This is a genomic window from Bacillus cereus group sp. BfR-BA-01349, assembly GCF_022663795.1.
GTDB classification, from domain to species: Bacteria; Bacillota; Bacilli; order Bacillales; family Bacillaceae_G; genus Bacillus_A; species Bacillus_A cereus.
Genome location: NZ_JAKUGE010000006.1, coordinates 42708 through 64446 on the forward strand (window position 1 = coordinate 42708; position 21739 = coordinate 64446).

Consider the following 21739-nt stretch of genomic DNA (forward strand, 5'->3'; position numbering starts at 1 on the left):
AAAGAAAGAGGAGGATCCCCCTAGATGAATCCAAATAATCGCTTAACAACAAACCAAGGTGCTCCAGTTGGAGACAACCAAAATTCTCGTACAGCTGGTCGTCGTGGACCAGTATTATTAGAAGACTATCATTTAGTAGAAAAACTTGCGCACTTTGATCGTGAACGTATTCCGGAGCGTGTTGTGCATGCACGTGGTGCAGGTGCTCACGGTGTATTCGTAACGAAAAATAGTATGAAGCAATATACGAAAGCAGCATTTTTACAAAATGAAGGAACTGAAACGCCTGTATTTGTTCGTTTTTCAACGGTTATTCATGGTCAAGGTTCTCCTGAAACAGCACGTGACCCACGTGGGTTTGCTGTTAAATTTTATACAGAAGAAGGAAACTACGATATCGTAGGTAATCATTTACCAGTTTTCTTCATTCGTGATGCAATTAAATTCCCTGATATGGTACATTCCTTAAAACCAGCACCTGATACGAATATTCAAACGCCAGATCGTTATTGGGATTTCATGACGTTAAGTCCAGAATCTACACATATGATGACATGGGTATTTTCTGATTACGGTACACCAGCAAGCTATCGTGAAATGGAAGGTTTCGGCGTCCATTCATTTAAATGGATTAATGAAGAAGGTAAAATTGTTTATATTAAATACCACTGGAAACCACAGCAAGGTGTACGTAACTTAAATGCGAAAGAAGTGCAAGAAGTACAAGGGAAAGACTTCAATCATGCAACTCGTGACTTGTTCGATGCAATCGAGAAAGGAAATTACCCAAAATGGGATTTACACGTACAAGTTATGCAATTAGATGAAATGGATTCTTTAGACTTTGATCCACTAGATCCAACGAAAGTATGGCCAGAAGATCGCTTCCCATTAATGGAAGTAGGGACAATGACGTTAAATCGTAATCCGAAAAACTTCTTTGCAGAAGTAGAACAAGTAGCGTTCTCTCCAAGTGCAACTGTAAATGGTATTGAGCCATCGGAAGATAAATTATTACAAGGTCGTTTATTCTCTTACCCAGATACACAGCGTTATCGTCTTGGTGCAAATTACTTACAAATTCCTGTAAACTGCCCATACGCAGCTGTTCAGAATCAACAACGTGATGGTGCGATGCAAGTAAATCAAAACCCATCTACAATCAACTACGAACCGAGCCGTCATGCAGAGAATCCGGTTGAAGACAAAGCTTACCGCGATTCAACTATGAAAGTAGAAGGTTATGTATCTCGTGAAAAAATCGAGAAACCAAATGACTTCAAACAAGCAGGTGAGCGTTACCGTTCATTCTCTAAAGAAGAGCAAGATAACTTAATTGCAAACTTAACAAATGATCTAAAAGACGTAAATGAACGCACAAAATTATTAGCTGTTTGTAACTTCTTCCGTGCAGATCAAGAATACGGTATGCGTTTAGCGCAGGCATTAAATGTTGATATTACGCAATATGTAGGAGATGCTCCGAAATAAATAGGAAAAGACGACCGGGCTTCGGTCGTCTTTTTTGTGTGTAAATTTATGCCGGGGTATTTTTCATCTTCTTCATGTTGGAATTTGTTGGTAAATAGGTATCCTGTGTCGGAACGTCGATATATTCCTGACAGTATATTAAAAAGAGATGCAATCTACTATCGATAGATTGCATCTCTTTTTTAGTTTGCTCGCTCTGCATGTTCATAAGCCTTCTCACCATGCATTGAAATATCAAGACCCATGTGTTCTTCATATTCATCTACTCGAACAGGGAGGAAGAAGTTGATCGCTTTAATAATGGCATACGTCATGATGATTGTGAATGCATATGTTGCGCCAATCGCTATAAGTTGTTTAAACAGTAACGCGGCGTTTCCGTAAAACAATCCGTTCGCACCATCCCCGTTTACGGTAGTAGTTGCAAATAGTCCTGTTGCAATACCGCCCCAAGTTCCTCCGATGCCGTGGCATCCAAAGGCATCAAGTGTATCGTCATACCCAAATTTTGTTTTTAAGAAGAAAACGGCGCCAAAGCATAATATGCCACCAATTGCTCCGATAAGAAGGGCGGAGAAAGGTGTAACGAACCCGCAAGCTGGTGTAATAGCGACTAGACCAGAAACAACTCCGCAAGCAGCTCCCATTGCGGTTGGTTTTGATTGGAAGAACCATTCAGAAAGCATCCAAGTTAGAGCGGCGGCAGCGGCGGCTATATTTGTATTAATAAATGCAGTTAACGCTACGTCGTTTAAGGATAATGCGCTGCCGACGTTAAAACCGAACCAGCCAAACCATAATAAACCTGCTCCTAACATTGTAAATGGCAAATGGTGAGGAGAAGAACCATTTATGTTTTTTCGTTTTCCAAGGAAAATAGCTAATACAAGACCGGCAACTCCAGAAGTGATGTGAACGACGTTTCCGCCAGCGAAGTCGAGTGCACCAAGTTCCCTTAGCCACCCGCCGACGCCCCATACCCAATGAGCGACAGGATTGTAAACGATCGTTGTCCATAGAAGGATAAAAATAAGAAAGGCAGAAAATCGCATTCTTTCAGCAAATGCACCTGAAATTAAAGCTGGAGTTAAAATGGCGAACATGAGTTGAAACATCATGAATAAATTGTGAGGAATAGTAGAGGAGTAGTCTGGATTTGGTGCGTAGGTAACTCCGTTTAGACCGAACCAATCAAGTGTACCGATAAGCCCGTGCCAATCTGGTCCGAATGATAAAGAATAGCCGATAACAATCCATTGAATCGAAACGATAGCCATTGCGCTATAACTATGCATCGTTGTGCTGAGTACATTTTTGCTGCGAACCATACCTCCATAAAAAAGTGCCAATCCTGGTGTCATCAACATGACCATTACTGTCGTTACAAACATAAAAACTGTATCTCCCATATCCATGATCTCTCCTCCTGTAATGTTAGAAAAAATAACATCTATTTGTTATGTTTCATATCATATTCGAAATTAAACTAAAAATAAACTAAAAATTCAGAAAATTATATGAATGATGTCATGAAACCTAACATGAATTATTTTGTGAGGATTAAAATCGACATATGCGTTTCATTCGGATAATTGGTATAATATTCTTACAATTAAAAAACTTGGGGGATGCGTGTGGGAAAAATACGGACTAGGAAACTATTCATTTGTTTTTGCTTAGCTATTGTTTTGTTTGTACCAATACATACTTTTGCAGACGAAAAAAGAGAGTGGCGAGATGAAGTTATATACTCCATTATGATTGATCGCTTCAATAATGGAGAACCGAAAAATGACAAACAGTTAGAAGTTGGTAATTTAGAAGGGTATCAAGGAGGGGATATAAGAGGAATTATAAAAAGGTTGGATTACATAAAAGAAATGGGTTTTACTACCGTTATGCTTTCACCACTTTTTGAAAGTGGAAAGTACGATGGATTAGACGTGCGAAATTTTAAAAAGGTAAATGAACATTTCGGGACAGACAATGATGTGAAAGAACTTGTAAAAGAAGTTCATGCAAAAGGAATGAAAGTTGTATTTCAATTTCCGCTTGGAGAAAACAAACAACAGGTAATTAACGCAATGAAATGGTGGATAAAAGAAGTTGATTTAGACGGAAGTTATGTTATACATAGTGAAAAAAAGCCGCGTTCCTTTTGGGATAACGCGCAAAAAGATATGCAAGTGATAAAGAAAGATTTTCGTATTATGACAAAGGAGGATAGCGAATACAACGAAAAAATAGTAGAGTCGTTTTCTAAAGCAGATGTATCGGTGAAATCGTTATACGATGTGAGTAAAAAAGAAGGAGAATTTGTTACGTTCTTAGATAATCAAGAAACAAAAAGATATGCGCGTATTGCAAAAGAACATATGTATTATCCGCCATCACGTTTAAAACTGGCGCTTACTTATTTGTTAACATCACCTGGAATTCCGAATTTTTATTACGGAACTGAAATTGCATTAGATGGAGGAAGTGTACCCGATAATAGACGATTAATGGATTTTAAGTCAGACGAAAAGTTTATGCAACACATAGCAAAACTAGGTGAACTTAGGCAGGCGAGACCGTCTTTACGACGCGGTACGTTTGAGCTTCTGTATGATAAGAGCGGGATGAGCATACTAAAACGAAAATATAAAGATGAAGTAACTTTAGTAGCAATTAATAATACGAAAGAAACACAAAAAGTCTCCTTACCTGCAAGTGCAATTGGTGAAAAACAAGAGTTAAGAGGATTGTTACAGGATGAAATTATAAGAGAAGAAAACGGGAAATTTTATCTCGTTTTAAAGCGTGAAGAATCAAACGTGTATAAAGTTAACGGCGAAACAGGTGTGAATTGGTTATTTATCTCCTTAATCGTTGGTGTAAATGTATTATTTATTGCGTTTTTAATTGCAGTTAAAAGGAAACGTAGATGAGAAGTTGCTCGTTCTATGTTCATGTCTTCTTATTGTATTTGTAAGTTTGTTCGGCGGGGCAATAGTGTTTGTTCTGTTGATATGAAATTTCTTAAGAGAAACGATGCGAAAATGAAAACTTCTCTAATGAGAGGGGGATTTCAGGTTAGGGAGAAAAAGTCTTCTTTCTAACCTGTTTTTGTGTTCATACGGATAGAGGAAGACCTTTGAAACAAACAATAATTGCAACTATATTAATTTTACATTACATTAAAAGTTAGAGAATACTCTTATACTAATATAGTGCTAAATAGTAGGTGAGCAAATGGAGTTTTACGATTTGGGTATTACCATTAAAGAGCTTAGAATTAAAAAAAATATATCACAATCCGAATTATGTCATGGAATATGTTCGCAAAGTCAAATTAGCAAAATAGAAAAAGGTGTGATTTATCCATCTAGTATATTGTTATATCAATTATCAGAAAGACTTGGTATTGACCCAAATAATATATTTGCATTAACTCAAAACAAAAAACTAAAATATGTAGAAAATGTAAAATGCGTAATAAAAGATTGCTTAAAGCAAAAACAATATAATGAACTTTATGAAATCGTGAAAAAAGAGAAAGATGAAAAGAATTTCCAGGCAAAAGAAGATAAACAATTTCTCCTATGGCATGAAGCAATTGCTATATTTGAGGCGAACAGATCCATAAAAACTGCTTTAAAGCTTTTAAATAATGCATTAAAACTAACTTTAACCAATGTTGATTTTTTATCAGAAAGAGAAATAGATATTATGCAGACAATGTCTATATTTTATGCGGAAAATAAAGAATATGATAAAAGTATTACTATATTAAGAAGGTGTTTAACTAATTTTAATAAGTTAGATTTTCCGAGAGATAAAGCGATTAAATTAAAAATCATTTTTAATTTAGCGAAATGTTTAGGTATGACCTATCAATATGAAGAGGCGGTAAAATACATTGATAAAGGAATCAAATTAGCTATTAATCTAAATACTTTATACTTATTAGGTGAACTTTACTATTTAAAGGGATGGAATTTATTAAGATTTAAACAACAGAATGAAGAAGATATTGCAAATAACATGAAAAAAGCATTATTTATATTTGAACTAACAGAAAAAGAAAATCTGATAAAAATGGTTAAAGAAAAATATTTTGAAAACCAAAATGAAAAAAGCCACTCATAATTCATTTGGGGATTACTTGAAATATAATAGAACCTACAGGGAAAATCCCTGTAGGTTCTAAACTTATAAACTTTCTTCTAAAATATTAGTGTTTAATATAAATTTTTGAATAAGAGTTTACTTAGTGTACTTTTTATTTTGAAGTCTGCATCTTTATTAACGATGTATGCTTCTTTTTAAATCCATCCGAATATTATTGGTTCAAGTCGGAGGAAGGCACTTTGGGGTGTCTTTTCTTTAGACCTTTATCATTAACTATTTAATGTTTTTTTAAATGATTACATGACATAGTTTTTTTGTACCAAGCTTTGTTGATACAGTTAGACTTATCCGTTAGTGAATTCGCATTATTAGAACATCCTACAGTATTTAGGGAGAATGTGGCCAATAAAAACCAGAGTATTAATTTCTTCATATAACCACTTCTAACTCTTTTTAATTAACATTTTTTAAGTTCCTTATTAATTTTACATTACATTAAAGGTTGGGAAATATTCTTATACTCATAAATTGTTACGTTTTGGCGGGGGAGGAATTATGAGTTACAGCGATTTTTAAGATGACTTTGGTCTAGGGTGTAGTTACTAAGAAAAGTAATTCAAATCGAAGGGGGAAACGTCTTGAGGTGTCTTTTTCTTATTTTCAATAAGGTCTGCTAAATACATGTATAAAACAAATTCTACAATAAGGCCTAGTTTAATCATACGGTCACTTGTAAAGTATGCGTATGGTTAGACCCTGTTCACTTAGCAATTTTCACCGCATATACCTTTTTCTATAGTTTGTTCTCGTAATATTGTCTCTACAAGACAAAAAAGAAAACTCCTCTAATTAAGAGGAGTTTTCTTTTTAGCGGTAGTTAATGAACTGTACGTCGATTGGTAAATCAGCGCTACGAACAGCTGCGATTACTGCTTGTAAGTCATCACGGCTTTTTGCTGTAACACGTACTTGATCATCTTGTACTTGTGTTTTTACTTTTAATTTCATTTCTTTAATGATGTTGTTAATTTTTTTCGCGTTATCTTTATCGATACCTTGTTGAAGTGTTGCGCGTTGGCGAACAGTGTTGCCAGTTGCAGCTTCAACTTTTCCGTAATCTAAGTTCTTAATTGGAACGTTACGTTTTACAAGTTTAGAGATAAGAACGTCTTTTACTTGCTCTAATTTAAACTCGTCATCAGAAGTTAAAACAAGTACTTCTTTTTCTAATTTAATATCACTTTTACTTCCTTTAAAGTCATATCGGTTTTGGATTTCTTTTAATGCGATGTTAATTGCGTTTGTTACTTCAGGTAATTCTACTTTCGAAACGATGTCAAAAGAACTATCTTTTGCCATAGTTAGCACCTCCAAATAAATTTCTAATCTTGTTATGTACTGTACATACTAAAGTATATCTGAAAACGAGTCTAGACTTAAGTGTTTTCGTACTTATATTCATGTAACCTCATTTTATTATAGTGAATTTTGGGCAGTTGGACAAATATAGGAAAAATCATGTTATAATTAACTTTTGTTTGGAATGATAAAAAAGATAATTTTATATATATAGAAGGGAATTAAAAAATATGTATTTGCAAATAGGATCGATTGAACAGGTAACTGTTTTACGCGAAACGGAAATCGGATATATGGTTGGGAATGAAGAAGAAGAAATTTTCCTACATAAAAACGAAGTAGCTGGAGAAATTGAAGAAGGCGATACGATTGATGTATTCTTATACCTTGATCACCAAAATCGTATTTCAGCAACAATGAAGGAACCAATTATTACAACTTATGATTGGAACTGGGTAAAGGTTGTAGAAGTTATTCCTAGTTTAGGTGTGTTTGTTGATATTGGTGTGTCAAAAGATATACTAATTCCAGCTGATGAGTTCCCGATTTATATGCCAGTATGGCCAGAAGTAGGCGACGAATTATATTGTACGTTAAAATTAACGAATCGTGATCGTTTAATTGCTCTTCCGGCAAGAGACAGTGATATGCAAGAAATTATCGTAGATGCAACGCCATCTATGCGTAATAAAAACGTAAATGGACGTGTATATCGTTCGCTTCAAGTAGGTTCATTCGTTTTAACAGATGAACATTTCCGTGCTTTCTTACACCATACAGAAAGAAAAGAACAAGTCCGCATCGGTCAGCGTGTAACAGGCCGTATTATTGACGTAAAAGATGACGGTACAATTAACATTTCACTTCTTCCTCGTAAAGAAGAAGGAATGGAAGACGATGCTGCAGTAATTTATGCATATTATATGGAAGAACGAGGCGGAGCAATGCCGTTTTGGGATAAGAGCCATCCAGAAGATATTAAAGAACGCTTTAACATGAGTAAAGCTGCATTTAAGCGTGCACTTGGTAAGTTGATGAAAGAAGAAAAGGTTTACCAAGAAGAAGGTTGGACTTACTTTAAGAAATAAGATAAAAGATTAAAAAGCACAACCTTATCTAAAAAAATAAGGTTGTGCTTTTTTTAATTTCCTTGCGGAGAAACAAGAGTAAATGTATCTTTCAAATCACTATCATTTATTTTAATATTTGCCTTTTTTAATTCCTCTTGTAACAATTTTTTGCTGAATACAGGATCAGCAGTACGTTCTTCCTCTAAGTTTTTGCGAATAGAGTTTTTTACTTCATCGTAAGGTTTTAAATCTTTTTTATCAGTTAATTTAATAACGTGATAACCGTTTGATGATTTTACGGGGTTGCTAATTTGTCCAACATTTAGTTTGTAGGCAGCCGTTTCGAATTCAGGAGCCATTGTACCTGAATTGAAGTATCCAAGGTCTCCGCCTTTATCTTTTGATAGTAGATCTTGTGATTCTTGTTTTGCTAATTCTTCAAATGAAGCACCAGCATCTAGTTTACTCTTTATTTCTTTCGCTTCATTTTCGTCACTTACTAAAATGTGACTCGCTTTAATTTCTGGCTTATAGTGGTCGTTTACGTCTTTCTCTGTAATGCTTTTCTTAATCGCTTCATTCATAGCAAGTTTGAACTTAATTTGATTTTTAAAATCCTCTTCATCTTTTAAACCATTATTTTCTAATACTTTTTTGAATTGATCTCCATATTGTTTTTTTACTTTTTCTACTTCTTTATTTACCTCTTCATCAGATACTTTATATTTTTTTGTGATGACGTCTTGTGCCATCATTTCGTATAGCATGTCTTTTCCGTAACGATCTTTCAATTGTTTTTCGAAGTTATCCTTTGTAATGGTCGAGTCTGTTGCTGTAGCGACTGTAGCTGAGCCGTTTTTTTGTCCGCAAGCAGATAACATCAATATACTTATTAGTGCAGTAATAATGAAAATATGTTTCCCTCTCATGCCAACACCTCATCCGAATATGTTATCGCTATTGTAGAATATAGAAGTGAACATGAAGTGAATTTTTAATGTTTTTTTCCTTTAAAATGTAAAAAAGTACATCAACATAATTGTTGATGTACGATGGAATCAAAGGTGATCGGTCTTTTTAGAGTATGCACGTTTACCTTGCTGAATATTTTTTTGCTCTTGCTCATTTTTTTGTGTGCGTTTTGCGTTATTATCGCGTGCTTTTTTGTCGTTATCACTCGTATGTGGCATATGTATCAACTCCATTTCTAAACGTTGTACGTTTATCATTTCCTTTTTCGTAAAGACTATGTATAGCGGTGCATTTATGAAGGGTAAAGGTGGATTCCAAATGGATTTGAAGTTGAATTATACTGAACTTATAAAGAAGTTAATCGTTGTAATCATCGCAGGTTTATTAAACGCGATTGGGATGAATTTATTTTTAACGCCAGCAAAAGTGTATGCGAGCGGCTTTGCTGGATTGTCTCAATTATTATCGCAAATATTAGGTGATTTTTTATCGATTCACATATCTACGGGAGTATTATTTAGCTTATTTAATATTCCTGTCGTTATTTTAGCGTGGAAAAAGGTTGGAAAGGCCTTCACCTTTTTTAGTTTTCTTTGTGTTATATTTATGACTCTGTTTCTAGAAATCATCCCTGTTAGAGCGGTTTCGAATGATATCATATTAAATGCGATTTTTGGCGGGATTATTTCGGCAATTGGAGTAGGGATTGCTTTAAAGTGGGGTGCTTCTACAGGTGGATTAGATATTATCGCCATGATTTTATCAAAAATAAAAGATAAGCCTGTCGGTACATACTTTTTCTTTTTTAATGCAATTATCATTATCGCTGCTGGCTATGTATATGGATGGGAAAAAGCGTTGTATACGCTAGTGACTTTATATGTATCAACGAGAATTATTGATGCAATTCATACTCGTCATGTAAAGATTACAGCATTAATTGTTACGAAGAATGGGACAGACGTAAGAAAGGCGATTCACTCGCGATTAGTAAGAGGGATTACAACGATACCAGCAACAGGTGCTTATACGAATGAAAATAAAGAAATGTTAATGATGGTTATTACCCGTTACGAGTTATACGAATTAGAGAGGATTATTAAACAAGTGGACCCAGGTGCATTTACAAATATACTGCAAACAGTTGGGGTGTTCGGATTGTTTCGGAAAGATTAAAGAGGACCAAAGTTGGTCCTCTTTTTTAATGTAAATTCGTGATGTTTTGCAATTGCTCTTGCATTTCACGGAGCTGAACTTTTTCAGCAGTTGAAGAGTTTGCGTAAGCGGATTGCAAAGCATTTTTTGCTCTATACACGAGATCTTGTTGCTCAGTACCGCTTGAACAAGATACGGCATTTTCAACAGCATCTCTAGCTTGTTGGAATAGTAAGTTCCCCATTTAAACCCCTCCAAAACAAGAGTTACTTCTTGCTTTTTCTGCCTCAGCTAATGTACCTCTGTACGGGAATCTTGCATCATGCTTCATAACAGTATCGGCTCCTTGTTGGATAAAACGTTTTGATTTGTTCTTTTTACCCATTCGAAAAACCCCCTTTATTTAGCTGAAAACAATCGACGCAATGTCTCATGCGTCTACTTATAGTATGGACATTTGGCAGGAAACTATAAGTAGGGAATTTTTAGATTACAACCCAAGAACCTCTTCTAAATATAAAGCAATACCATCTTCTTCGTTCGTTAACGTCGTATGGTTTGCGAGTGATTTTAATTCAGGGATGGCATTTCCCATTGCGATGCCGTGACCAGCGAATTCAATCATTTCAAAATCATTATCTTCATCACCGAAAGCAATAATTCGCTCTTGTGGAATGTTGTAATGACTAGAAATTTTTTGTAATCCAACCGCTTTATTTAATCCGCTTTTCACAATTTCAATAATTGGCCAAGGTGCGCCCCATTTTCTATGGTCGATTACTTCCGCGTGCATATCGGTTAAATGTTGACGAATTGCAGTAGAATGCTCGTCATGTGCGTCAATTAATAAGCAAGTTGGATGATCGTTTAAAATATTTAATAAGTCTCCCGTAAAAATCTTAGGAGAGCCGAATTCGAAAATATGTTTTTTATCTTCATCAATTTCACGAACATACACATCGTCCATTACTTCCGCGTATATATTTTTTACGCCAAAATCAAAGCAAGCTCGGACAATTTCTTGCGCTGTTGCTAGCTCAAGAGGAGAGTGATGTGTTCCCCAGTTTGAATCAAGAGGATGATGTACGTAAGCGCCGTTAAAGTTTACAATAGGTGTGTTAAGATCAAGTTCTTTATAGTAATCATAACTAGCACGGAATGGACGTCCTGTTGAAATAACAACAATATGTCCCTGTTCCTTTGCTTTTGCAATTGTATGTTTCGTTCGAGTGGAAATTATTTTGTTGTCTGTTAATAAAGTGCCGTCTAAGTCTAATGCGATTAAATGTTGTTTGTTCATAATTTCACCTCTTATAATAATTTTTTTGTATCTATCTGTATTTCCGTTTTTAATATGCAGAAATAAGAGGTTAGACTCGGTGAAATCACCATAGATGGAAATTTCACTATATATCCATCTTACGTCTCAAAGTGCTGTGGTGTCTACTATTTATCGTTGGAAATTAAGAAAAGTCAACATCTTTTTAGAAAGTTCAAACAATGTTTCTTTCATTATGTACAAATTGTGAAAAGGGTTACATTGCTCGTGTGATGAGACATACAATGAACATGTAATCTTCTCGTATATGTTTGACTCTCCTTTGAAACTAGCCTAGGGTAGGTTGGTTTCTTTTTTTTCTACAAGTAAGAAAGAAATCCCTGCTTACGCTTGTGTCATTCATATATATGTACAAGAATGAGATGTAGTACTGTTTCCTAAACATGACAGAAAAGCTTTCTTTTAAAATGGATATACTAATGAGGCAAGACGTCATGGAAGGAGAATGAAGATGGGACAAAATCGCAGGTTTCGTTCTGGACAAAAAGCGCCGAATGATGGCATTTACGTAGAAATTGGTGAAACGGGAAGTATGGTGAAAGATCCGCAAATGGTGAAATTAACTGCCGGTGAAAAGTTTCCGGATAACACGAATCATAACCGCCAGTGGACATATAAAAGAAAACCGTAACAGAAGCCGCAATCATTATTGCGGCTTTTTTGTCGTTACACATTGTAATTTCATTTACCGTATTTTTAGCAGTATAATGAATGCTCTCTTTTTCTTTTTCAAATAATAAGTTTGAAAATACATAGGCAAAATTATTGTATAAAAAAGTCAGTTGGCGTATAATCAAATAAAAGGTCAAAGAAAGTCAAACTTTTGGAGGGCTGTAAAGATGGACTTAAATCAAATGACAACAAAAACACAAGAGGCGATTATGAGTGCCCAATCTTTAGCGGTATCTCATCATCACCAAGAGGTGGATACTGTTCATCTATTACTTGCATTATTAGAAGAGCAAGATGGATTAGCAGTACGTATATTTCAAAAAATGAATGTTGATATAGAAGCATTAAAGCAAGGTGCTGAAAGTTTAATTAAAAAGAAACCTTCTGTAACGGGGAGCGGTGCAGAAGTTGGAAAATTGTATGTAACGAGCGCTCTGCAACAACTGCTTGTAAGAGCAGGGAAAGAAGCAGAAAAACTGCAGGATGATTACATTTCAGTAGAACATGTATTGCTTGCTTTTTCTGAAGAAAAAGGCGATATAAATCAATTATTTACAAGATTGTATATTACGAAAGATAACTTATTACAGTCTTTAATGACAGTTCGGGGGAATCAAAGAGCGACTAGTCAAAATCCAGAAGCAACTTATGAAGCGTTAGAAAAATATGGCCGTGATTTAGTGGCGGAAGTGAGAGCAGGGAAAATCGATCCTGTAATCGGCCGTGATAGTGAAATACGACGTGTAATTCGTATTCTTTCACGTAAAACGAAAAACAATCCTGTTTTAATTGGGGAGCCAGGTGTTGGTAAAACAGCAATCGTTGAAGGGCTAGCACAGCGTATTGTGAAAAAAGATGTACCTGAAGGATTGAAAGATAGAACGATTTTTGCGTTAGATATGAGTGCGCTCGTAGCAGGTGCGAAATTCCGTGGTGAGTTCGAAGAGCGTCTGCAAGCTGTATTAAATGAAATTAAAAAGAGTGAGGGCCGCATTTTATTATTCATTGATGAACTTCATACAATAGTTGGAGCTGGTAAAACAGAAGGAGCCATGGATGCAGGAAATATGTTAAAACCGATGCTTGCACGTGGTGAACTGCATTGTATTGGAGCCACAACACTAGATGAATATCGCAAATATATTGAAAAAGATCCAGCGCTAGAAAGACGTTTCCAACAAGTATTAGCAGAAGAACCAACTGTTGAAGATACAATCTCAATTTTACGTGGATTAAAAGAACGCTTTGAAATTTATCACGGTGTAAATATTCATGACCGTGCGATTGTAGCAGCGTCAGTTTTATCAGATCGATATATTTCAGATCGCTTCTTACCTGATAAAGCAATTGACCTTGTTGACGAAGCATGTGCAACAATTCGTACAGAAATTGATTCTATGCCGACAGAATTAGATGAAGTAACGCGCCGCATTATGCAGCTGGAAATTGAAGAAGCGGCTCTTGGAAAAGAAACGGATCGTGGTAGCCAAGAGCGTCTAAAAACATTGCAACGTGAATTATCGGATTTAAAAGAAGTTGCAAGTGGTATGAGAGCGAAATGGGAGAAAGAAAAAGAAGAAATTCACAAAGTTCGTGACTTACGTGAACATTTAGAACGTCTGCGTCGTGAATTAGAAGAAGCAGAAGGTAATTACGATTTAAATAAAGCAGCCGAACTTCGTCACGGGAAAATTCCAGCAATTGAAAAAGAGTTAAAAGAAGCGGAAGAAATGGGCGGGCATAATAAACAAGAAAATCGTTTATTACGTGAGGAAGTAAGTGAAGAAGAAATTGCAGATATTGTTTCACGCTGGACTGGTATTCCTGTTGCGAAACTCGTGGAAGGTGAACGCGAGAAATTATTACGCTTAGAGCAAATCTTATCAGAGCGTGTTATCGGACAAGAGGAAGCAGTAAGCCTAGTGTCAGACGCAGTTCTTCGTGCTCGCGCTGGTATTAAAGATCCGAACCGCCCGATTGGTTCTTTCATCTTCTTAGGACCAACAGGTGTTGGTAAAACAGAACTTGCAAAAACGTTAGCCCAGTCTTTATTTGATAGTGAAGAGCAAATGATTCTCATTGACATGTCTGAGTATATGGAGAAACACGCAGTGTCACGCTTAATTGGTGCACCTCCTGGATATGTAGGATATGAGGAAGGCGGTCAATTAACAGAAGCGGTAAGACGTAAACCATATTCCGTTGTTTTATTAGATGAAATTGAAAAAGCACATCCAGAAGTATTCAACATTTTATTACAAATGTTAGATGATGGACGCATTACAGATTCGCAAGGTCGTACAGTGGATTTTAAAAATACAGTTATTATTATGACTTCAAATATCGGATCTGCTCATTTACTAGATGGATTAGAAGAAGATGGTTCGATTAAAGAGGAATCAAGAGACCTTGTAATGGGGCAATTAAGAGGACATTTCCGCCCTGAATTTTTAAACCGTGTTGATGAAATTATTTTATTCAAACCTCTTACAACGAATGAAATTAAAGGCATTGTTGATAAAATTGTAAAAGAACTACAAGGTCGTCTAGCTGACCGTCACATTACAGTAGAATTATCAGATGCAGCAAAAGAATTTGTTGTAGAAGCTGGTTTCGACCCAATGTACGGAGCTCGTCCATTAAAACGATACGTACAGCGTCAAGTGGAAACGAAATTAGCACGAGAATTAATTGCAGGAACAATTACTGATAATAGTCACGTAGTTGTTGATGTAGAAAATAACGAATTAGTCGTTCATGTGAAATAAAAATAAAAAAGAGTTCGGATAAAATCCGGACTCTTTTTTTAGTGTTGTTCTACTGGCTCGTTTGGAATTGCAGCTGAAATTGCTAGTACTAACACAGCAAGAACAACTGAGAAAATAGACGCTTGGTTAAAGTCGTATGTACCGCCAGTCATAGAGCCGATTACATAGCTCATCATGTGTACAAGTAAGAACGACCAAATTAATGCCCAAATGAAACGCATATTTTACACCTCTATTCGTTCAATCTGTCCTTATTGTAACACAATTGAAAAAAGAATATAGAAAAATATTTGTAGATTTTTCAACGCAAATTTGCATTCCGTTCATACATTATAAAAGAGTACTTTTATATGTTTAGAAAATAAGGCGGGGGAAAAATGAGTATTACGGAACGTTTTTTTTACTTAGAAAAAGAACCATGTGTCATTTATTTACCGGAGAAGCCAAATGGATTTTCTGTTATGCTCCTCGGTGATTATAACTACTTTATTGAGAATGGTACAAGTTTATGGACACAACATGCGGGTAAATCTTATTTTTTACATGGTCTTATTGAACAAGGCTACACGGTCTTTTCCTCTAATTTATACGGAAGACATTGGGGAAACGATCAATCTGTTCGTCTGGCAAAACGTTTATATGATGTTGTTTTGAGAAAAGAGACGTTAAATGCGAAAATGCACATTATGGCAGATGGTATGGGAGCGCTTGTAGCACTTGAAATGATGAACAAATATCCTGAATGTATTCGTTCTGTTGTTATGCTAAATCCGTGTTTAGATTTACCGGAATATGTAAGTTTTGAGAAAGAGCATAAATTTTTTTACAAGAGACTCGTGAAGGAATTAAGTTTGGCGTATGATGCCAAAGAAGAAGAAGTAGAATCAAAAATAAATAAGAAATCATTTACGCTTCTTCCATCTTGTGTACCTGTTAAAATTTTCGTATCAACACAAGAAAAAAGAGGAAGAAAACAGCAGTTGCGTAGATATGAGAAAATGAGGCAACTAAATCAATGTGATACTTCTGTCTTGTTCCATCTGCAAGATGTGAAATATAAAATGGTTAGGCAAACGACTGATTTCTTTAAAAAATATGAAGAAGAATTATGAAGCTCCCATATACATAAATGAGGAGCTATTTGTTTCAGAGGGAAAGGGTTGGTGGTATGGAACGCGTGCTGATAATAGGTGCACTTACGTTTGTAGGTTATCACCTTGTAAATAAAATGATTGCAGAAGAAGTGGAAGTCTATGGTCTTGATTTTGATGAATTCGATAGTATGACCAAAATTAATGAAGAGAAGTTATTATTAATTGGGCGAAATGCGTTATTTACGTATTATTCGATAAGAGATGAAGATGGATGGAGATCGGTTGAGGAAGAGAGATTCGATACTGTTTATTTTTGCTTATATGAGCCAAATCAGCAAAGTGGATTTCGGAATGAAAGAGTCATATTACAATATTTAAAGCGAATTATAAGAATGTGTGAAGAACAAAAAGTGAAGTTAAATTTAATTTCTTCTATTGAAGTAGGCAGTACAGATGAATCCGAAAATAAGCGCCTATTTTTGAAAGTAGAAGAAGGATTGAAAAAAGGGAATTTACAATATAGTGTATTTCGAGTTCCAACATTATATGGACCGTGGCAACCGTCCTTTATGATGTTTCATCAGCTTATTTTATCAGAATTAGTTGAAAAAGAGTGGCGTTGTACGATTGAGGAAAAGGGGAATGATTTACTTTACGTTGAAGATGTATGTGAATACTTATGGGAACATGGAACGAACGGGGCGCATCTTGGTATATACAATTTACTTAGTGGTAAACAGTCATTATGGGAAAAAGGTATGAATCTTTTACGCGCGGATGATAAAGTAAATAAAAATAATAACGAAGTAAGAGATGAGGCTATCGAAGTAATTTCAATAAAAAGAAATACTCCGTTAGAATACGGTTTAAATAAGCAACTGGCACACATGAAAAAATATAAAGAGTTATACGAAGGGTAGTACGCGTGTTACACTATTGTATGTGAAAGTTTTAATGGAGAGGAAGAGCATAATATGAACGAAAAAAGCATGCAGTTTTTACAAATCGCAATGAAGCATTTACCGGAAGCAAAGGCAATTTTAGATGATAATGGAATTGCACTTGATATGGAGAAGGCACAGCCGGTGTTAGAGTTGTTAATGAAAGTTATGAACGAAGCTTATGAGCTTGGGAAAGCAGATAAAGAATAAAAAGCATCTTTTTAAGATGGAAGAGAGGCCCGAACCGTGGATAGAAGCGGTCAGGGCCTTTTTTATTCTCGCCTGGGGGAAAACCAGAGATATGAAGAGGATAAAGGAAAAGTAGTGAGGAGAACTCTCTAGTTTAGAAGGAAAGCAGATAAAGAATAAAAAGCATCTTTTTAGATGGAAGAGAGGCTCGAACCGTGAACAGAAGGGTTTGAGTCTTTTTATATTTGAGAGGTATGTTTCTGTTTCTTTTAATGAAAAATAACGTGAATAATGCGTTAGCTTTCTGTTTTATGCGAAATATATTCTAGACAAAAATACATTTATGTTTTAAAATTAGTACCAAGTCATAATAATTGATATAAAACGGAGGGCTGCGATGTGAACGTGGGCATTTTAGGGATCGGAAGATATGTGCCAGAAAAAGTAGTCACAAATCACGATTTAGAAAAAATAATGGATACATCCGATGAATGGATTCGTACGAGAACGGGAATTGCAGAAAGACGCATTGCCGATGATACAATAGATACTTCATATATGGCCGTAGAGGCTGCAAAAAAAGCACTTGAAGATGCAGGGGTTAGCGGAGAAGATATCGATCTTATTTTAGTGGCGACAGTAACACCAGATCGTGCGTTTCCAGCAGTAGCTTGTGTCATTCAAGAAGCGATTGGAGCGAAACATGCAGCTGCAATGGATGTAGGTGCAGCATGCGCTGGTTTTATGTACGGAATGATTACAGCGCAGCAATTTATTCAAACGGGGACTTATAAAAACGTATTAGTAGTTGGTAGTGATAAGCTATCTAAAATTGTAGACTGGAATGATCGAAATACAGCGGTATTATTTGGAGACGGAGCCGGTGCTATCGTAATGGGAGCAGTTTCAGAAGGAAGAGGCGTTCTATCTTTCGAATTAGGAGCAGACGGAAGCGGCGGTAAGCATCTATATCAAGACGAGTATGTTATGATGAATGGCAGAGAAGTCTTTAAATTTGCCGTTCGTCAACTTGGTGAATCTTGTCTTCGCGTGCTGGATAAGGCTGGTCTTACAAAAGAGGATGTGGATTTCTTAGTACCGCATCAAGCGAATATTCGTATTATGGAATCTGCAAGAGAGAGATTAAATTTACCACAAGAAAAAATGAGTATGACAATTGAAAAGTTTGGTAATACATCAGCTTCTTCAATTCCAATTGCAATGGTAGAGGAATTGCAAAATGGACGTATTCAAGATGGTGATTTAATTATACTTGTTGGTTTTGGTGGCGGATTAACATGGGGAGCAGTCGCTCTTCGTTGGGGTAAATAAGGACTGAGAGAAAAAAAGGAGTGTATTTTGTATGGAAAAAAAGAGGGTCGTAATTACAGGACTAGGAGCTGTTACACCGGTCGGAACAGATGTTGAAACAGCATGGGAAAACATTAAAAAGGGTGTATCTGGAATCGGACGACTTACAAGAATTGATCCGGAACTATTTCCAGCAAAAGTAGCAGCAGAAATTAACGACTTTGAAGTCGAGAAATATATTGATAAAAAAGAAGCGCGCCGTATGGACCGCTTTACACAATATGCAGTAGCAGCAGCGAAAATGGCAGTTGCAGATGCAAAGCTTGAAATTACAGAAGAAAACGGACCTCGAATTGGTGTATGGATTGGATCAGGTATTGGCGGTATGGAAACATACGAAGAACAATTTAAGATTTTTACTGAGAAAGGCCCACGCCGCGTGAGCCCATTCTTCGTACCGATGATGATTCCGGATATGGCAGCAGGTCAAGTATCAATCGCAACAGGAGCAAAAGGAATTAACACTTGTTCTGTAACGGCTTGTGCATCTGGTGCAAACTCAATTGGTGATGCATTTAAAGCAATTCAGCGTGGTGATGCTGATGCAATGATTACAGGCGGAGCAGAAGCACCGCTAACAAGTATGGCATTCGCAGGATTTAGCTCAGCGAAAGCATTAACATTTAATGAAGACCCAGCAACGGCTTGCCGTCCATTTGATAAAAACCGTAGCGGTTTTGTAATGGGTGAAGGCTCAGGTATTCTAATTCTTGAAGAATTAGAGCACGCATTAGCGCGTGGTGCTCACATTTACGCGGAAATTGCTGGTTATGGTGCAACTGGAGATGCGTTCCATATTACAATGCCTGCTCCTGGTGGTGAAGGCGGAGTGCGTGCAATGCGTCAAGCTTTAGCTGATGCAGGCCTACAGCCAGAAGATATTGATTACATTAATGCGCATGGTACAAGTACGGATGCGAATGAAAAATATGAAACGATGGCAATTAAAGAAACTTTCGGTGAGCACGCGTATAAAGTAGCGATTAGCTCAACGAAATCAATGACAGGTCACTTATTAGGAGCAGCTGGTGCTGTTGAAGCGATTTTCTCTATTAAATCAATTACAGACGGAGTAATTCCGCCAACAATTAACTATGAGACACCAGATCCAGAATGTGACTTAGATTACGTACCGAATCAAGCGAGACACCAAGAAGTAAATGCAGTATTAAGTAACTCATTAGGATTTGGTGGTCATAACGCAGTGTTAGTATTTAAATCGTATAAATAATAGATAAAATAAGGAGTTTTTTCGCAATATATTGCGAAAAAACTCCTTATTTATTTTTACGCCTTTTTCTCCTGTAGCATATACATAAGAAAAAGGAGGGATAAAGATGGGGATTGTTGAAACAGCTGAATGGCTACATTTATATTATGGGCGGCCAGAAAAACTTTGTGAGAAATTTACGAAGTATATTCCGTTGCCAAAAGAAAGGTTGTATCGCTTTTTAATTTCAAAAGGGATGTATCGCCCGATCATGCGCGGAGAAAAGGAAATTAAAGAATTAGAGGAAAAGGAAATTTGGAAAGAATTGAGCCTGGAGTATGATAAACTGAAAAACTGGTTAAAAGGTCCAGATGTCCCTGTCTTTATTTTATTATCAGATTCCTATAATCGAACTGTACAAGAAGAGTATAACGGTAGGGCTGGATTATCTATGCGTCATGTTATTTTCTTATTCGTATGTGGACGGAATTCGGTAGAAGAATTAAAAGTGTTATTAGCGCATGAATATCATCACATATGCAGGTTACATCAAATTGAGACGAAAGAAACAGAATATACATTACTTGATACGATGATTATGGAAGGGCTAGCTGAACAAGCAGTAACAGAAAGGTATACAGAAAAAAACAATGCACCGTGGACGGCGTATCTTTCAAAGGAAGAGGCTATTTATTATTGGAAAAATATTGTACATGAAAGAATAAGTATAAAACGAGGAACAAGGGAACATGACATCTTATTAAATGGCTTTCACTCTTATCCGAAGATGCTTGGCTATGCGCTTGGATTTCATATTGTCAAAGATTGTGTAACTTTGGAAGGAGAAGATACACTTTCTTTATTATCTATAGATGCAAAAGAAATATTGAATAAAGCAAGTACATTTCATATATAAAAAAACAGGATTTCTATTTCCTGTTTTTTTAGTATTAATAGAAGAAAAAATAATAATTAGAATATATTTCCTCAAGTGGAATAAAGTTAAGCAAAAATGAACATAATGATTGGTACAAACAGTAGTGAAGTGAGGGGTAGTGAATGTTATATCTACATGATGTATGGGTAAATTGGTTTGAAGGTGAAGAAAATGGGTATAACGTTTGTCATTTTTACGAATGGCGGAAAGATGATACGATTGAGCTATTAGATCAAGTGCCATTATTAAAAGTAGATGCCACATTATATCATTACATCGAGAACGAATTGTTAGAGCTTCCGCAAAAAATGCTGGAAGACGTACATCATAAGGCTTATATTCGTAAAAATCATGAACGTTTGCAGCAAGAGTATTGCTTTGTTGTTACAGATGGAAAAGGAATTATTGCGATTGACACAATTGGCTACAATGTACCAATTCGCAAAAGCAGACTTATACCACGCCAAGAGCAGATGGTATATGAGATGGTAGAAAACGTACAAGCAGAAAAGTATGAGTTCCAAGTAGAAGAAACAGAAAAAGAACATCACATTTTATCACCATCGCCTTTCATTATGAATGGCTTGACTCGTAAAGAAAGACAGCTAAAACAATTATTATTTATGGCGTTAGATCAATTACATACAACGAAAAATACAGCAGAAATTCGCTATTGGTTCACAGAGTGGGATCCATCAGCATATGGAATGGTTCAACATATGGAATTTGAAGATATTTGGGTTAAGCTGTATGATGAAGCGAAAACAGGCTGGTCTGATAAGCATGAACAATTATGCGAGCGTCTCGTAAAAGGACAGCCATTTTTTGAAAAGTTATGGGAAATGGAAAATGAGCAAAAGGTAAATTAAAAAACCGCCAATTGGCGGTTTTTTAATTTTGTAGTAATCCAGCTCCAGCGGCAAGAATGTTCGGTGGCTTCGCGCCTTCCTGCGAGGCAAAAAGCGCCTCTACGTCAGGAGCTCCATCCTCCTCACATTCTAAACGAGCCGCTTCCGCTTTATATGTAATCCAGCTCCGGCAGCAAGAATGTTCGGTGG

22 protein-coding genes are annotated in these 21739 nt (G+C 36.1%); 14 read left to right on the forward strand and 8 right to left on the reverse strand.

Annotated elements, in window-relative coordinates:
* The first annotated feature begins 24 nt into the window (after window positions 1-24).
* Window positions 25-1491, forward strand: a complete 1467-nt coding sequence (gene katB / locus MR169_RS05370; RefSeq protein WP_242319082.1) for a catalase KatB — start codon at window positions 25-27, stop codon at window positions 1489-1491.
* A 182-nt stretch (window positions 1492-1673) separates the two neighbouring features.
* Here katB and MR169_RS05375 read toward each other — a convergent pair whose 3' ends face one another.
* Window positions 1674-2906, reverse strand: a complete 1233-nt coding sequence (locus MR169_RS05375; RefSeq protein WP_000367132.1) for an ammonium transporter — start codon at window positions 2904-2906, stop codon at window positions 1674-1676.
* A 213-nt stretch (window positions 2907-3119) separates the two neighbouring features.
* Here MR169_RS05375 and MR169_RS05380 point away from each other — a divergent pair, with 213 nt between their 5' ends.
* Window positions 3120-4421: an alpha-amylase family glycosyl hydrolase gene (locus tag MR169_RS05380; RefSeq protein ID WP_242319083.1), complete on the forward strand. Its 1302-nt coding sequence runs from the start codon at window positions 3120-3122 to the stop codon at window positions 4419-4421.
* 304 nt (window positions 4422-4725) lie between these two features.
* Complete coding sequence (locus MR169_RS05385) at window positions 4726-5622, forward strand: helix-turn-helix domain-containing protein (protein WP_000397894.1); 897 nt, start codon at window positions 4726-4728, stop codon at window positions 5620-5622.
* Between the two features lie 849 nt (window positions 5623-6471).
* Here the strand turns inward: MR169_RS05385 and MR169_RS05390 are convergent.
* Complete coding sequence (locus tag MR169_RS05390; RefSeq protein ID WP_001040149.1) at window positions 6472-6963, reverse strand: YajQ family cyclic di-GMP-binding protein; 492 nt, start codon at window positions 6961-6963, stop codon at window positions 6472-6474.
* 230 nt (window positions 6964-7193) lie between these two features.
* Here MR169_RS05390 and MR169_RS05395 point away from each other — a divergent pair, with 230 nt between their 5' ends.
* Window positions 7194-8051 (forward strand): CvfB family protein, encoded by an 858-nt coding sequence (locus MR169_RS05395; RefSeq protein ID WP_242319084.1) that lies wholly within the window; start codon window positions 7194-7196, stop codon window positions 8049-8051.
* Between the two features lie 53 nt (window positions 8052-8104).
* Here MR169_RS05395 and prsA read toward each other — a convergent pair whose 3' ends face one another.
* Both prsA and MR169_RS05405 read right to left on the reverse strand, forming a co-directional pair.
* Complete coding sequence (gene prsA, locus MR169_RS05400; RefSeq protein ID WP_242319085.1) at window positions 8105-8962, reverse strand: peptidylprolyl isomerase PrsA; 858 nt, start codon at window positions 8960-8962, stop codon at window positions 8105-8107.
* Window positions 8963-9091: 129 nt separating this feature from the next.
* Complete coding sequence (locus tag MR169_RS05405) at window positions 9092-9223, reverse strand: DUF3941 domain-containing protein (RefSeq protein ID WP_001120851.1); 132 nt, start codon at window positions 9221-9223, stop codon at window positions 9092-9094.
* A 100-nt stretch (window positions 9224-9323) separates the two neighbouring features.
* Between MR169_RS05405 and MR169_RS05410 the strand changes: the two genes are divergently transcribed.
* On the forward strand, window positions 9324-10181 hold the full coding sequence (locus MR169_RS05410) for a YitT family protein (protein ID WP_000364437.1): 858 nt from the start codon (window positions 9324-9326) through the stop codon (window positions 10179-10181).
* A gap of 25 nt (window positions 10182-10206) precedes the next feature.
* Here MR169_RS05410 and MR169_RS05415 read toward each other — a convergent pair whose 3' ends face one another.
* The 3 genes from MR169_RS05415 to MR169_RS05425 all read right to left on the reverse strand — a co-directional run bounded on the left by MR169_RS05415 (window position 10207) and on the right by MR169_RS05425 (window position 11460).
* Window positions 10207-10404 (reverse strand): DUF3813 domain-containing protein, encoded by a 198-nt coding sequence (locus MR169_RS05415; RefSeq protein ID WP_000527407.1) that lies wholly within the window; start codon window positions 10402-10404, stop codon window positions 10207-10209.
* Window positions 10405-10545, reverse strand: coding sequence for a competence protein (locus tag MR169_RS05420; RefSeq protein WP_242319086.1), 141 nt, complete (start codon window positions 10543-10545; stop codon window positions 10405-10407).
* A gap of 105 nt (window positions 10546-10650) precedes the next feature.
* Window positions 10651-11460: a Cof-type HAD-IIB family hydrolase gene (locus MR169_RS05425; RefSeq protein WP_001041232.1), complete on the reverse strand. Its 810-nt coding sequence runs from the start codon at window positions 11458-11460 to the stop codon at window positions 10651-10653.
* A gap of 490 nt (window positions 11461-11950) precedes the next feature.
* Between MR169_RS05425 and MR169_RS05430 the strand changes: the two genes are divergently transcribed.
* Together MR169_RS05430 and clpB are read left to right on the forward strand one after the other, a co-directional pair.
* Window positions 11951-12130, forward strand: a complete 180-nt coding sequence (locus MR169_RS05430; RefSeq protein ID WP_000531421.1) for a YjzC family protein — start codon at window positions 11951-11953, stop codon at window positions 12128-12130.
* Window positions 12131-12338: 208 nt separating this feature from the next.
* Window positions 12339-14939, forward strand: coding sequence for an ATP-dependent chaperone ClpB (gene clpB, locus MR169_RS05435; protein ID WP_242319087.1), 2601 nt, complete (start codon window positions 12339-12341; stop codon window positions 14937-14939).
* A 38-nt stretch (window positions 14940-14977) separates the two neighbouring features.
* Here clpB and MR169_RS05440 read toward each other — a convergent pair whose 3' ends face one another.
* Window positions 14978-15160 carry a YjzD family protein gene (locus MR169_RS05440; RefSeq protein WP_001211116.1) on the reverse strand — a complete coding sequence of 61 codons (183 nt, stop codon included), beginning with the start codon at window positions 15158-15160 and terminating at the stop codon, window positions 14978-14980.
* A gap of 156 nt (window positions 15161-15316) precedes the next feature.
* Here MR169_RS05440 and MR169_RS05445 point away from each other — a divergent pair, with 156 nt between their 5' ends.
* From MR169_RS05445 to MR169_RS05475, 7 genes are all read left to right on the forward strand, one after another.
* A complete protein-coding gene (locus tag MR169_RS05445; protein WP_000028692.1) occupies window positions 15317-16051 on the forward strand; it encodes a lipase family protein in 735 nt (244 codons plus the stop codon).
* Window positions 16052-16080: 29 nt separating this feature from the next.
* A complete protein-coding gene (locus tag MR169_RS05450) occupies window positions 16081-16953 on the forward strand; it encodes an NAD-dependent epimerase/dehydratase family protein (protein ID WP_002102826.1) in 873 nt (290 codons plus the stop codon).
* A 54-nt stretch (window positions 16954-17007) separates the two neighbouring features.
* Window positions 17008-17184 (forward strand): ComZ family protein, encoded by a 177-nt coding sequence (locus tag MR169_RS05455; protein WP_001986215.1) that lies wholly within the window; start codon window positions 17008-17010, stop codon window positions 17182-17184.
* Between the two features lie 378 nt (window positions 17185-17562).
* Window positions 17563-18495 (forward strand): beta-ketoacyl-ACP synthase III, encoded by a 933-nt coding sequence (gene fabH / locus MR169_RS05460; RefSeq protein WP_001100533.1) that lies wholly within the window; start codon window positions 17563-17565, stop codon window positions 18493-18495.
* 31 nt (window positions 18496-18526) lie between these two features.
* Complete coding sequence (fabF, locus tag MR169_RS05465) at window positions 18527-19765, forward strand: beta-ketoacyl-ACP synthase II (protein ID WP_000412656.1); 1239 nt, start codon at window positions 18527-18529, stop codon at window positions 19763-19765.
* Between the two features lie 106 nt (window positions 19766-19871).
* A complete protein-coding gene (locus tag MR169_RS05470) occupies window positions 19872-20660 on the forward strand; it encodes a DUF2268 domain-containing putative Zn-dependent protease (RefSeq protein WP_000513275.1) in 789 nt (262 codons plus the stop codon).
* A 143-nt stretch (window positions 20661-20803) separates the two neighbouring features.
* Window positions 20804-21550 carry a YjbA family protein gene (locus MR169_RS05475; RefSeq protein ID WP_000966128.1) on the forward strand — a complete coding sequence of 249 codons (747 nt, stop codon included), beginning with the start codon at window positions 20804-20806 and terminating at the stop codon, window positions 21548-21550.
* Window positions 21551-21739: the final 189 nt, after the last annotated feature.

Coding starts and splice junctions, on each gene's coding strand:
- katB (WP_242319082.1), top strand. CDS start 25: ATGAATCCAAATAATCGCTTAACAACAAACCAAGGTGCTCCAGTTGGA.
- MR169_RS05375 (WP_000367132.1), bottom strand. CDS start 2,906: ATGGATATGGGAGATACAGTTTTTATGTTTGTAACGACAGTAATGGTC.
- MR169_RS05380 (WP_242319083.1), top strand. CDS start 3,120: ATGCGTGTGGGAAAAATACGGACTAGGAAACTATTCATTTGTTTTTGC.
- MR169_RS05385 (WP_000397894.1), top strand. CDS start 4,726: ATGGAGTTTTACGATTTGGGTATTACCATTAAAGAGCTTAGAATTAAA.
- MR169_RS05390 (WP_001040149.1), bottom strand. CDS start 6,963: ATGGCAAAAGATAGTTCTTTTGACATCGTTTCGAAAGTAGAATTACCT.
- MR169_RS05395 (WP_242319084.1), top strand. CDS start 7,194: ATGTATTTGCAAATAGGATCGATTGAACAGGTAACTGTTTTACGCGAA.
- prsA (WP_242319085.1), bottom strand. CDS start 8,962: ATGAGAGGGAAACATATTTTCATTATTACTGCACTAATAAGTATATTG.
- MR169_RS05405 (WP_001120851.1), bottom strand. CDS start 9,223: ATGCCACATACGAGTGATAACGACAAAAAAGCACGCGATAATAACGCA.
- MR169_RS05410 (WP_000364437.1), top strand. CDS start 9,324: ATGGATTTGAAGTTGAATTATACTGAACTTATAAAGAAGTTAATCGTT.
- MR169_RS05415 (WP_000527407.1), bottom strand. CDS start 10,404: ATGGGGAACTTACTATTCCAACAAGCTAGAGATGCTGTTGAAAATGCC.
- MR169_RS05420 (WP_242319086.1), bottom strand. CDS start 10,545: ATGGGTAAAAAGAACAAATCAAAACGTTTTATCCAACAAGGAGCCGAT.
- MR169_RS05425 (WP_001041232.1), bottom strand. CDS start 11,460: ATGAACAAACAACATTTAATCGCATTAGACTTAGACGGCACTTTATTA.
- MR169_RS05430 (WP_000531421.1), top strand. CDS start 11,951: ATGGGACAAAATCGCAGGTTTCGTTCTGGACAAAAAGCGCCGAATGAT.
- clpB (WP_242319087.1), top strand. CDS start 12,339: ATGGACTTAAATCAAATGACAACAAAAACACAAGAGGCGATTATGAGT.
- MR169_RS05440 (WP_001211116.1), bottom strand. CDS start 15,160: ATGCGTTTCATTTGGGCATTAATTTGGTCGTTCTTACTTGTACACATG.
- MR169_RS05445 (WP_000028692.1), top strand. CDS start 15,317: ATGAGTATTACGGAACGTTTTTTTTACTTAGAAAAAGAACCATGTGTC.
- MR169_RS05455 (WP_001986215.1), top strand. CDS start 17,008: ATGAACGAAAAAAGCATGCAGTTTTTACAAATCGCAATGAAGCATTTA.
- fabF (WP_000412656.1), top strand. CDS start 18,527: ATGGAAAAAAAGAGGGTCGTAATTACAGGACTAGGAGCTGTTACACCG.
- MR169_RS05470 (WP_000513275.1), top strand. CDS start 19,872: ATGGGGATTGTTGAAACAGCTGAATGGCTACATTTATATTATGGGCGG.
- MR169_RS05475 (WP_000966128.1), top strand. CDS start 20,804: ATGTTATATCTACATGATGTATGGGTAAATTGGTTTGAAGGTGAAGAA.